Source organism: Rhodococcus sp. 27YEA6 (assembly GCF_044908235.1).
In the GTDB taxonomy this organism is placed as follows: domain Bacteria; phylum Actinomycetota; class Actinomycetes; order Mycobacteriales; family Mycobacteriaceae; genus Rhodococcus_F; species Rhodococcus_F qingshengii.
This window is the reverse complement of record NZ_JBIYCY010000042.1, coordinates 1-11,911: the sequence shown is the minus strand read 5'-3', so window position 1 is coordinate 11,911 and position 11,911 is coordinate 1. Positions and strand designations below refer to the sequence as shown.

Genomic DNA, 11,911 nt, shown 5'->3' with positions numbered 1-11,911 from the left:
CGGACGACTTTGTCGGTGGACTTCGGTTGGCACTGTTTGTCGCAGCCTTCATCGCAGCTCTCGGTGCGTTGGTCTGTGCGGCGACGCTGCGCACTACCGGCGTCAACCAGACTCTTTCCGAGGAATCCGAGCAGATGTTGACGAGAACTAGTTGACCGTTTTGTCCTGCATGTATGAATTTCGCTCCTTAGAATCGAACCGTCCTGCGTCCGCAGGTACGAGGGGAAACGGATGATCTATCGACTGCTCGGGCCGTTGGAGGTCGCACGGGGTCCGGCGACGAGCGACGTGATCGATCTGGGCCCTCGAAAACAACGAACGGTCCTTGCCGTTCTACTGCTCAACCGTGGTCGCGTCGTCTCCACCGACCGGCTGATCGATGCTCTCTGGCACGACGACGCACCGGCGAGTGCGATGGCAAGCATCCAGGCGTATATCTCCAACCTGCGCCGAGCGCTACGCGTCGAAACCGGTACGGCGTCACCGATAGTGCGTCAATCGCCTGGCTATGTCCTCGAGGTCGCTCCGGCAGACGTCGATCTGTCGGTGTTTCTCGACGACGCCGAAACGGCGCGACAACACGCTGAGAACGAACGGTGGCAGGAGGCTTTGACGACCGCTGACCGTGCCCTCGCCTCGGTCCGGGGGCAGCTTCTGGACGACCTGACCGACGCGCACTGGGTGGAGGTGGAAGCCGCAGCCTTCGAGGAAGTGCGGACCGAGTGCCGGGAGACCCGGATAACGGCGCTTCTGGCTCTCGGGCGCCTGGCACCCGCGCTGGTCGAAGCTGCTCAACTCTGTGGCGAGTACCCGTTCCGCGACCGGACCTGCTGGCTGCGAATGGTTGCCCTGCATCGGGCGGGCAGGTCACCGGAAGCGTTGGAACAGTTTCGATTACACGCGTCTCGGCTCGACGCCGAGCTGGGACTGGAGCCCGGCGGGGAGCTGACAGCATTGCAAGGCGCGATCCTGCGCCACGAACCCGGCCTGGCCGCCTGGCCGCGCACTCCGGGATGGACGGGGGCCGAACAAGTGTCGGTCCCGGCTTCTCCCCCAGCCGTAGCAGCGATGCCCGAGACGGATTCCTCACGCTTGTTCGTCGGGCGCGACGCTCAGACGATTGTCGCCGACAAGATGCTCGACGACGTTCGCCGTGGCTCACCTCGCTGGTTGATCTTGACCGGCCCCGCCGGCATCGGCAAGACACGATTCGCCGAGGAGTGTTCGTCGAGAACAACGTCCATTCGAGGAGCCACCGTCTGGGCACGTTGCCCGGAGGACGACGGAACGCCGCCGTGGTGGCCGATCCGCCGACTGGTTCGGGAACTCGGAGCCGACGCCGATTTCGTACTGACGCCGCCGACGGACATCGATCCGGACGAAGCGAGATTTGCCGTCTACGAACGGGTTCGCACCACCATCGAAGCTGCGGCGAAAGATGCACTGTTGACCGTCGTCATCGACGACATTCAATGGGCCGATCCCACGTCCCTTCGTTGTCTGACCTACCTGGTCGGCGCAATGACCAGTGCCAGAGTCTGGTTCGTGTCGACGCTCCGAGACTCGGAAGTCGGGCCGGCAGTGCGCAAGTTCGAGGAAGCCGTACTCCACGGCGAAGGAAACCGAACCATGATTGTGCCGGCGCTCGCGCAGGGCGAGGTTGCAACACTCGCAAGGTGCGTCTCCGGGGACACGCTCGACGACGCGGAGGCGCGAACCCTGGCGGAACGAACCGGCGGCAACCCGCTGTTCGTCTCGGAGTACGCCAGGCTTCCCCGGAACGAGCGACTGGGCGACGGCATCCCCGTCGCCGTTCGATCTGTCCTCGGTCGACGGCTTGCCGCAGTGGAACCGGCAGTGTTGCACGCTCTTCGGGTTGCCGCAGTTATCGGCGACGCCATCGAGGTGTACACACTGGCCGCAGCCACCCGTCTCGATGTCGACACTCTCGCCGACCATCTCGACGCGGCTGCTGATGAACGAATCATCGTCGCGGACTCGGCAAACGGCGGTTACGTCTTTGCTCACGGCCTTCTCCGAGACGAAGTCCTCGAAGCGATACCCACGCTTCGTCGCCAGCGGATACATGCCCGAGTTGCCGAAGTGCTCGAAAATTCCTCCGATCCGGACCGGCTGAGCCGCCGCGCGCAACATCTGATGTCGGCACTTCCCCTGGTCGATCCACTCGTCGTTCTGGAGGCATGCACGGCTGCAGCTCAGGATGCGACCGATCGGTGGAGTTCGGAGACCGCGGCCGAGTGGTGGGAGGCAGCTGTCCGCGCGTTCGACTTACTTCCGGTGTCCCAGCAATCCGCTGACGATCGGGACGACCTGCTGGTGGCCAGAGTCGAGGCCCTCGCCCGCGCAGGTCGAGGGCAGACAGTTCTCGACGTCGTCAATGCCGGTCTCCTCGAGGCTGTTCGGGAGGGGCGAACCTCCGCCGTCGGACGATTGGCAGGCGCATTACTTCGGGCCGCCGGTGCGTGGCCGTGGGTTTCCTACGGTACCGATCCGGGACCACTGCTCGAACGGCTCGCGGCGGTCGAGCCCTTGGTCGAGAACGACAGGTCAGCTCACGCACGGGTTCTTGCTGCGCTGGCGGTGGGAAGTTGCTACCACCCCGAAGCCGAGATCCCGAATCGATGGAGCGCCCGTGCTCTCGACATCGCCCGCGAACTCGACGATCCGGATGTGATCGCGGACGCGCTGCTCGGACGGATTCTGCTTTTCTCCGGAGTCGCGGTGCACAGCGCGGAGTCCATGCGCCTACTGCGCGAGCTTTTCGAACTGCCGCACCAACAATCGCGTGTCGACAGCGTCGTCGCACACGCCGTCGCGAGCATGACGGAGATGAATCTGGCCAATGTCGATGCTGCCGTCAAACACGTCAGGCAGGGGATCATCGGCTGCGAGCTACTGAGACTCCCGGTGGTTCGGGTCCAATTACGTTGGATGGAAGCAACTCTCGCCGAATGGTACGGAGACTTCGCGCAAGCCCGCCGGCAGTACGAGACGGCCAGGCAGATCCATCTGCAAACGGAGTTGTACACGGCTGGCAGCGCAGATCTGGCGTTCAACACTCTGGAGTGGGAGCGAGGTGCGTTGGCAGAATCTGATCCCGGTGTCGTGGAACCTGATTCGTGGAACATCGCCATCGACGCCGCCCGAGGCGAGCGCGACGCCACTTCCGAAGGCATCAAGAAGTGGCTGATCAATCGCGGGCCACAGACGTGGACGACATTGGGACACCAGACACTACTTGCACGCGTCGTGGCAGATCTGGAACTGGTCGAATACGCCGACACCTTCATCGGCCTTCTCTCGCCACACACCGGCTGCATCGCAACGGTAGGCCATGTCGGTGAACTGGGCTCGGTTGCCGAAGCCTCCGCGCGTCTGCACGCGCTTCTCGGTCACGTCGAGCAGGCATCGACTCTCCTGGATCAGGCCGAGAAGATCGCAACTGGCTCCGGCGGAGCACCAACACTGCTGCGCTGTCGACTGCTTCGGGCGCAGCTCCGAGAGCCGTCCGCCGAACGTGAACGGGAGCTGACGGAAGTGGCGGCCGAATCGGAGACACTCGGCATGCGGGGCGTAGCTGAACGAGCGCGATCGACATGGCCCTGAACTGCGAGAATGCGCTTGGATAAAACTTGGATCCGCTCGGGATACATACGTCAAGAACCACCCAAGCCTGTTCGGACATCCTTCCCTTGACCGAAAGACGGATGAGGAAAGGAAGACCATGAACCTTCAGACCCCCACGCTCGACGCCGCGGTCGAATCACTGCGCGCAGAGGTGACCGGCTCCGTTTCCCTGCCTGGCGAAACGGGATACGAGTTGGCGATTCCGTGGAATGCAGCGGTTCCCGTCGCGCCTGGCGCTGTGGTGGCAGTCGAGAGCGCGCAAGACATTGTCGCAACGGTGCGATTCGCGGCGAAGTTGGGTCTGCGCGTCGGTGTTCAGCGCACCGGCCACGGCGCGGTCCCTCTCGGCAGTGACGTTCTCCTCGTCCACACCGGCAGGCTCACGGAGTGCGTCGTCGACCCCGAAAACCGCACTGCCCGAATCGGCGCGGGCTTGATCTGGCAGGACGTCATCGACGCTGCCGCACCCCACGGCTTGGCGCCACTGGCAGGTTCTTCACCCACGGTCGGAGTCGCCGGCTTCCTCACCGGCGCCGGCATCGGCCCGATGGTGCGCACGTACGGGCTGTCGTCGGATCACGTTCGTTCGTTCGACATCGTCACCGGCAGTGGCGAACTCATTCATGTCACCCCCGACGAACATGCCGAATTGTTCTGGGGACTGCGCGGCGGCAAGGCCACACTGGGCATTGTCACAGCCATCGAGATCGACCTACTACCGGTCACCCACTTCTACGGCGGTGCACTCTATTTCGACGGCGCAGATGCAAGTGCGGTCGCGCACGCCTGGCTGGACTGGGGCGCCGACCTGCCTGAGCACAGCTCGACCTCTCTTGCCTTTCTGCAACTTCCACCCCTTCCACAGGTTCCGCCACCGCTGGCCGGCAGGCTCACCGTCGCGGTCAGATTCGCAAGTCTTGCCGAGGAATCCGATGCCAAGTCACTGATCGACCGAATCCGTTCAATCGCAACACCCTTGATCGACGCAGTCGGTGTGCTGCCTTATGCCGCCCTCGGGGCAGTGCACGCCGATCCCGTCGACCCGATGCCGACGCACGAATCCACGGCATTGACCAACGAGCTGTCACACGAGGCCGTCGACGCACTGCTCGCCGCTGCCGGCCCCGGATCCGGTTCACCCCAAACCGTCGTCGAATTACGTCTCCTCGGGGGCGCCCTCGCACGGGAACCTGAGCACCGCAGCGCCTTCTGCCATCGTGACGCTGCCTTCTCGCTGTTCACCGTCGGAGTTCTTGCCCCACCGATGGTCGACGCGGTAGTCCCGCACGCCGAGACTCTCGGACGAACGATGGCGCCATGGACGAACGGGCATGCACTGCCCAACTTCGCGCCGAGCGTCGACCCGGAGAAGATCGCCCGCACCTACGACGAGGACACCGCTCACTGGCTGAGCGCTTTGGCGGACACGCATGATCCGCAGGGAGTCCTGGCCGTCGGTCAGGTCATGCGCCGGATCGCCTGAACTTCGCCAACTCTCGCAACCGGACCAGATCCCAGGCGTGCCGGGGGCGACGGATGCCCGGTCGATCTCGGGGGACTCTGACCCTCAGCGCCTGCGGACTGACCGTGCATCTGACCGGAGTTGGCATCACCAGCGCCTCGCCGTCGACGCCGACCGGAATCTCGTCGGTGTCGGCGTCGACGATCACCTCGAATCCGGTGCCCTGAGCCAGACCGTGTTGATGCGCCCTATGGAGCAACCCGATGGCCTGACGGGCACTGCTGACGGAGATCGCGACGATTCCGAGAGTGCCCCTGTCCAATCGCGGCCGATGACCGAGCCCCGCCAGGTCGTTCATCTCGTACGGGCCGTTGCTGACCAGCACAGCCTGTGGACCCACCGCGGACACGCTCGGGGAGCGCGCGGTCAGCACCGCTCCGGCACGTCCGGCGAGGAGATCCGGGAGCATCTGCAAGAAGGTGCTGGTCTTGGCATCGCGGTACTCCGGACTCTGGACTACCTCGGCGTACGCCCCGAACGATGCGTTGTTGACGAAAGTTCGACCGCCGACGTTTCCCAGATCCACCGTGACCTCGACGCCGTCGACGAGCGCGTCGAGGCACCGTGACGGATCCTCGAGATCGAGCCCCAGATCCGCGGCGAAGTGGTTGCGCGTTCCCGCACTGACGACGAGGAAGGGCAGGTCGTGTTCGGCCGCGACAGCAGCAACCAGTGCCTGCGTTCCGTCGCCACCGGCAACACCGAGTAGGTCGGCGCCGTCCGCGACCGCCTGCCTGGCCAAGGCCGTCACGTCGATCTTCTCGGGCCCCTCGAGCAGTGCGACCGTGGCCCCCCGTTCCTCGGCCTTGCGTTTCAAGTCGAACTTCTCGACCTTGCCACCGCCGGAGTTCGGGTTCATCACGAAGAACGGTTTGACGGGCGGCGGTGCAGTTCGCTCGACAACCGGCAATTCCTTCTCCTCCCCCTCCAAGGCGGTGCGAGCGAAGATACCGGCTACGACGAACAACCCGATCGCAAGGAGCACCACCCACAGGAGGCGTTCTCGGACCAGGAAGGTGAGCACCACGATCGGCGTCAGAACCGCCACGGCCAACGAGAGCCAGCGGAGGAATCCGCGGGTGGTCAGAAACCAGTACACGGCTACGAGGCACACGACCACCCCACCGATTCCCAGGATCAGCATGGTCAAGGTTTTCAGTCCGGCGAAGATCAGGAGCACCGCGACTGCAAGAACCAGGGCCGCGAAGGCTGCGCGCGCCAACCAACTCTGTTTCGACGAGGGCCGATCCGTGTGGGCAGAGGTCGTCATCGAGCCACCTCCCCGCGATTGTCATTTCGGCCGGTACTTCGACGCTATCCCTTCGAAGCAGGCCAGTCACCTACCGGCAAGAATCTCGCGATCACGCACTGCTACTTTATGACGACACCTCGTCATAAAAAGGAGTAGCCGTGACAACACCGACGTCCGAGGCGTGGGAATCCGCCGAAGGAACCCTGACCGGCATTCGGAAAGCCGGACTCCACGGACTACGTTGGACGGCCTGGTTGGCCGGCGCGACAGGTCTCGCACAGTTGGTGTCGATCGGGCTGAACTTCACCGACACTGTCAGCGGAATCGTTCCGGCCACGTACCCGCCTGTAGATGTGGCGTGCAGCGTCGTCGCGCTCGTTCTTCTGGTCGGCCTGCTTGTCGGCCGCCCCAACGGTCCCGCGATGTTGTCGAGTCTCGCCCTCCTCATGGCCATGCTGATGGCGCCCACCCTTAACAAACATGCACCCGAGTCGCTCTGGCTGGCGGTGGCACACGCCGTCTCGGTCGTCGCCGTCATCACGCTGTCCGTGATGACTTCGCGGTTCTCCAGTGCCGAGTTGGATCGGTCGTGACACCGGATTCACCCCTCTCGCTTGCGGCCGAGGAATGGATCACTGATCTCACTACCGCGGAGATGGAGCGATTGCGCAAACGCACGACGCTCACACTCGCCGAAGAACAAGAGGTCTGCCGATCCGTACGCTCGATCGCGCAGCAGATGATGCTCGCACCCGTCTCGATGTGGCAAGGTGATCCGCGCCTTGTTGCGGACCTGTTCGACCTCCCCGTGACCGTCAATCAGACCCAGGAGGATCGACCATGCCGAAGTTGACCGGTGGTGCGACGACCGCAGAGCACAAAATCGCCACCCGAGAAGCCATGTTGGACGCATTCATTCGCGAACTTCACGAGCAGGGTTGGCAAAACGTGAAGCTGCAGACCGTGGCCCAGGCGGCCGGCGTCTCGCGGACAGCGGTGTACAACTACTTCCCCGACAAATCCGCGTTACTGCTCGCCTGGTCCACACGCGAGATGGATAGATTCCTACTCCTGGCCGAGCGTGAACTCGCGGACCGCGAGAATCCTGTGGACCGACTCGAAATCCTCGTCAAACTGACACTCGTCGAGTTCTCACTGCAACGATTCACAGGAATCGCGTTGGTCGAATTGTTGTCAGCGCAGGATCGCGAAATTTTCCTCGAACATATTGTCCCGCTGTCGGTTCTGGTCGAACAGCTCGTTCAGGAAGGTGTCGACGCCGGTGTCTTTGTCGATTCCGATGCTGCCGCATCCGCGCAACTCATCCTCGCCTGCGTGGAAAGCCGACGCCCGATGCTCATGGCCGGCGACCGAGTGGACGCCGTCGTCGCGACCACCGTCCCGTTCATCATGCGCGCGTTGGGCGTTGCGTGGCCGACTTCCCTCGCGGCCGAACCCTCCGATCGCTCTGCTCACGATCGGTAGGATCGCAGGTATGCATTTCGACCTCCCGCCCATCGATCAGCAGGCCGAGCGATTGATCGAACTCGGTGTTCACGAGATGGCTGGACTTTCTGCCGGCGATGTCAGGGAGGCCGCAACCGGGCACGGTGATGTCGGACTACTCACCGTGCACGAAAAACTGGCTCCGGCTTCAGTTCTGACTCCGCTGCTCGAGCTCGAGAACAAGCGCGGATTCATAGTTGTCGACATGGCGGACGTCGATCTGTTCGCCCCCACCGAGCAGGCAACGCTGCCCGAAAGCCCATTACATCTGCTCAGTGGAGTCGACCGCGGGGATCACCTGGCCAACTGGAGCCCGGACGAAGCATTGCCCGCAATCGTCGACGCAGACCGTACGCCGCTGACGCTTACCGAAGGCATCCACTGGCTGTTGCAGCGCCCCGACATTCTCGAACGCGGAAAGTGTTTCATGACCATCGGCTCCCGACTGCGCAAACCTGACGGATCCTTCGACACCAGAACTCCCGCCGTGTGGATCAGCAACGGAACCGGTCGCGACGGCAAAGACAACCGCAACGCCCCGAAAGTCGGGTGGTGCTGGTGGGGTAACCGCCACACGTGGTTGGGGTTCGCATCGGCGAGCGACCGGGTACCGCTCCCGAACTAGAGCACGGTTGCGCGGTCGAATCGGTACCGATCCTTCCACGGCATCTCGGCCTCGAGCATTGCAGCGGCAGAAAGTAATTCCGCGTCGCAACCCCATTTCGCCGAGATCATGATGCCGAGTGGAACGCCGTCTTCCGTCCAACCGAGTGGCAGACTGATCGACGGGAAACCGGTTGCATTGGCGACGACGGTGTTTCCGGTGAAAGCGACCATGTCGATCAGTTCGGTCGCGGGGTCTTCGTCGTTGCGCAACTCCCCGATCGCAAGCGGCGGCTTCGTCACAGTCGGAGTGACAACAAGGTCGGCGTCGGCGTAGTCGAGACTCCATCGTCGCGCCCAGGCCTGAACAATTCCGATTGCCGCGGCCAGCTCACCCGAAGGCACCTCGTTTGCTTGAACTCGCAAGTGTTGCACTATCGGACGCAGAAGGTGTTCGTACTCCTCCGGGATCGGCTTGGTTCCCGCCAAAGACGAGAACATCTTGACGAAAGCATCGATGAAAATGTCATCGCGAGCCTGCGGTCGCTCGAACACGTTGTGGCCCAAACCCTCCAGCACAGACCCAACCTTCGATACAGCAGCCGAGAGCTGCGCATCCACAGCTCCGCCGGAGACCGATCCGTGAGCAAGAGCGACGGTCAAGGGGCGGGCCTGAACTCCCCCAGCCTGTACGACGAACTCTTCGAACGACTTCGGCCGAGGCGGGTGGATAGTTCCGGCGCCGGGTCGCGTCGCCAGAACGTCCAGCAGCGCAGCGGTATCGCGAACTGTCCGGGCGATCGGCCCCTTGCTCGCAAATCCGAAGTTGTCATGCCCCGCCACGCCCATCGTGATCAAACCGCGGCTCGGCTTGAGGCCAACGACTCCGCACGTACTTGCCGGCGAACGCAACGAACCGGCGGTGTCACTTCCCTGTGCAAACGGCACCAGACCAGCGCCGACGGCGGCAGCAGCGCCGCCACTGCTGCCGGCGGCACTCCGCGTGCGATCGAACGGGCTGCGAGCAGGCGGAGCGACTTCCGGCTCGGTGTAACAGGCTGCCCCGAACTCGGGCACCGTCGTCTTACCGATGTCGATCAACCCACCTTCTCGGATCGCCTCGACGATCTCGTCGTCAGCGTCCGGCACGAAGTCGCGAAAGAGCGCCGATCCGAAGGTCGTGCGAATGCCGCGCGTTGCGTCGAGGTCTTTGATTGCCGTCGGAACGCCGAACAGACGCGGAAGTGGCCCGGCGTCCCGCTCGTCCAACCTGCGCTGCGCTTGTTCGGCGAGGGCGACTGCGTGCTCCCCGGCGATCGTCGTGAAGGCGCCGACGTCATCGGAAGTGGTCGCACGGTCGACGAAGTACCTGGTGACTTCGGGAATCGAGACCTGTTTGGCGGCGATCACACCGGCAAGTTCGACGGCAGACAGTTGATGGAGATCGGTCATCGGGCAGCGCTCCTTGGAGGTCGATGGACACTTGTAATTTCGATACGCGTATCGCTATTGTTGTCAGCATGGTATCCGAATCCACCAGCTCTGCAAGGGCTGGTCGACCAAAAGCATTGAGTCACAGACAGATTCTTGATGCCGCGGCAGAGATCGCCGATACGGACGGCCTGGATGCGGTGTCATTTCGAGTGCTCGCCGAACGACTCGGCATATCGCCGATGTCCGTCCACCGCACAACCGGCGGCATCGACGCCTTGAGGCGAGATCTGATCTCGACTCTCGTAGGCGAAGCCGTCTCGTCGATCGACTGGCCGACCGACTGGCGCGGGGTTGCCCGCACGTTCGCCTACGGCCTCCACGACCTCCTGATGCGCCATCCCCTGGTCCTGGAAGCCCATCGGCAGGCATCACTGGAAGCACCCGGGGCCGACGATACCGCCCACCGAGTCGTGAGCGCCCTTTCCTTGGCAGGCCTCGAGGACGAGCAGGCCACGTACGCATACGGCGCGCTGCATGATTTCGTCACCGGACACGTCGCAATTCAATTGGGACGCGGCGCTTTCGACAGCGCACCTGCCGATCGACGCGAGGCATCGGTGTTCGCACTTCATCACGATCCCACCCGAAGGTTCGAGTTCGGAGTCGCCCTCATCCTGGACGGTGTGGCGTCGATCGCGCAGCAAGGAACCACATCATGACGAGCAGCGTGACCACAACCGAAATTCGCGACGCCCCGGGGCGTCGTATCGCATTCTGCGAGTACGGCGATCCGACTGGCCAGCCGGTAGTCGTGGCCCACGGATCACCTGGCAGCCGGTACGAAGGGCTCTCACTCCACAACGCGGCTACGACGGCAGGCATACGGCTGATAGTCCCCGACCGACCCGGCTTCGGACGCACGGATCCGTACACGGACAAGGGATTTCATTCCTGGGACGACGACTTCGTCACCCTGGTCGATCACCTCGAGTTGGGCTCGGCCACACTGATGGGTTTCTCCGGAGGCGGCGGTTACGCGCTCGCAGTCGCTGCAGCCGTTCCCGAACGAGTCTCGAAACTGGTGCTGGCGTGCGCCATGATCCCCGGGGCACCGCGAGATACTTTGCGACGCAGAATAAAACTGGTATCTGCATTGTACTTTGCCGCCAACTGGGCTCCCCGCGTGGCCGGCGCAATGCTCGCGGGAACCGGAGTGTTCTCCAAGCTACGCAGCGACTCCGTCTCGATCTGGCCGGCCGCCGATCAGGCCGTCATGACCAACGAGATACATCGCCCCGCTCTCCAGTTGGATTCATCCGAAGGGATCGCACAGGGCGGATCGGCAGGGGTTGTCGACTTGGCTCGGTATCGCCACGAGGTGCCTGGACTCTTCCAATCAATCTCGGTACCAACGGTTTTCCTACACGGAACCGACGACGGAAACGTACCCATCGAAGTAGCCCGCTGGGCACACTCGTTGATTCCCGACTCTCGCTTCGAAGAGATCAACGGAGGCGGCCATCTGTTCGTCGTCGCCGACCCCACTCCACTCCTTCGCGCCCTCGCCTAATTCCCTCTTGACTCGAACGCGTGTTCGAGTATCCTTTGGGGAGGGGATCGGGGGATTCAATGAGTGTCTTGTTGTCGGACGTGGTGTCTGGTTCTGCGGTGGGGTTACGCGGACGGTTGTGGCAGTTGTCTGCTGCAGAGTTGCGCGCTGCTGCGGTGTCGGCGAGTGCGGAGATTCTGCGCCTCGAAGCTGTGCGTGTTGCGGTGGTGGACGAGTTGTCGTTGCGCCCGGATGATCACGTGATTGCCAGCCGCGGAGTGGGGTCCTGGTTGGCGGCGAACACGATGCTGCAGGTTCGGGACGGGAAGAAGATCGCCGCCCTGGGTGCAGCTTTGCGGCCATTTCCGGCGGTGGCGGCAGGCTTCGATGGCGGGGA

The 11,911-nt window shown here is 63.3% G+C and carries 10 protein-coding genes and 1 pseudogene; 9 read left to right on the top strand and 2 right to left on the bottom strand.

From position 1 onward, the window contains the following. The first annotated feature begins 231 nt into the window (after nucleotides 1–231). Nucleotides 232–3,627 carry a BTAD domain-containing putative transcriptional regulator gene (locus ABH939_RS32680; RefSeq protein WP_404650727.1) on the top strand — a complete coding sequence of 1,132 codons (3,396 nt, stop codon included), beginning with the start codon at nucleotides 232–234 and terminating at the stop codon, nucleotides 3,625–3,627. Between the two features lie 118 nt (nucleotides 3,628–3,745). Then, complete coding sequence (locus tag ABH939_RS32675; protein WP_030536206.1) at nucleotides 3,746–5,131, top strand: FAD-binding oxidoreductase; 1,386 nt, start codon at nucleotides 3,746–3,748, stop codon at nucleotides 5,129–5,131. Here the strand turns inward: ABH939_RS32675 and ABH939_RS32670 are convergent. Then, entirely contained in the window at nucleotides 5,112–6,440 is a 1,329-nt protein-coding gene (locus tag ABH939_RS32670; protein ID WP_404650726.1) for a diacylglycerol/lipid kinase family protein, read from the bottom strand. The two genes, ABH939_RS32675 and ABH939_RS32670, sit on opposite strands and share 20 nt — an antisense overlap. Before the next feature lie 140 nt (nucleotides 6,441–6,580). Between ABH939_RS32670 and ABH939_RS32665 the strand changes: the two genes are divergently transcribed. The 4 genes from ABH939_RS32665 to ABH939_RS32650 are packed head-to-tail and all read left to right on the top strand — an operon-like array spanning nucleotide 6,581 to nucleotide 8,553. Beyond that, nucleotides 6,581–7,015, top strand: a complete 435-nt coding sequence (locus ABH939_RS32665) for a hypothetical protein (RefSeq protein ID WP_231782683.1) — start codon at nucleotides 6,581–6,583, stop codon at nucleotides 7,013–7,015. Beyond that, nucleotides 7,012–7,275 (top strand): hypothetical protein, encoded by a 264-nt coding sequence (locus tag ABH939_RS32660; RefSeq protein ID WP_007730221.1) that lies wholly within the window; start codon nucleotides 7,012–7,014, stop codon nucleotides 7,273–7,275. The genes ABH939_RS32665 and ABH939_RS32660 overlap by 4 nt, the downstream gene beginning before the upstream one ends. Continuing rightward, nucleotides 7,263–7,907: a TetR/AcrR family transcriptional regulator gene (locus ABH939_RS32655; protein WP_054826732.1), complete on the top strand. Its 645-nt coding sequence runs from the start codon at nucleotides 7,263–7,265 to the stop codon at nucleotides 7,905–7,907. Before ABH939_RS32660 ends, ABH939_RS32655 begins: the two co-directional genes overlap by 13 nt. A 10-nt stretch (nucleotides 7,908–7,917) precedes the next feature. Continuing rightward, nucleotides 7,918–8,553: a DUF5701 family protein gene (locus ABH939_RS32650; RefSeq protein ID WP_007730217.1), complete on the top strand. Its 636-nt coding sequence runs from the start codon at nucleotides 7,918–7,920 to the stop codon at nucleotides 8,551–8,553. On the opposite strand, the gene ABH939_RS32645 is transcribed toward ABH939_RS32650, so the two are convergent. After that, the gene (locus ABH939_RS32645; protein ID WP_404650725.1) at nucleotides 8,550–9,983 is read right to left on the bottom strand and encodes an amidase; all 1,434 of its coding nucleotides are present in this window, start codon (nucleotides 9,981–9,983) and stop codon (nucleotides 8,550–8,552) included. The genes ABH939_RS32650 and ABH939_RS32645 overlap by 4 nt on opposite strands. Nucleotides 9,984–10,099: 116 nt before the next feature. Here ABH939_RS32645 and ABH939_RS32640 point away from each other — a divergent pair, with 116 nt between their 5' ends. The 3 genes and pseudogenes from ABH939_RS32640 to ABH939_RS32630 form a co-directional block, all read left to right on the top strand. Next, on the top strand, nucleotides 10,100–10,684 hold the full coding sequence (locus ABH939_RS32640) for a TetR/AcrR family transcriptional regulator (protein ID WP_230359246.1): 585 nt from the start codon (nucleotides 10,100–10,102) through the stop codon (nucleotides 10,682–10,684). Beyond that, on the top strand, nucleotides 10,681–11,535 hold the full coding sequence (locus ABH939_RS32635; RefSeq protein ID WP_404650724.1) for an alpha/beta fold hydrolase: 855 nt from the start codon (nucleotides 10,681–10,683) through the stop codon (nucleotides 11,533–11,535). The genes ABH939_RS32640 and ABH939_RS32635 overlap by 4 nt, the downstream gene beginning before the upstream one ends. Before the next feature lie 59 nt (nucleotides 11,536–11,594). Continuing rightward, a pseudogene (locus ABH939_RS32630) lies at nucleotides 11,595–11,911 on the top strand (HNH endonuclease); the annotation flags it as partial.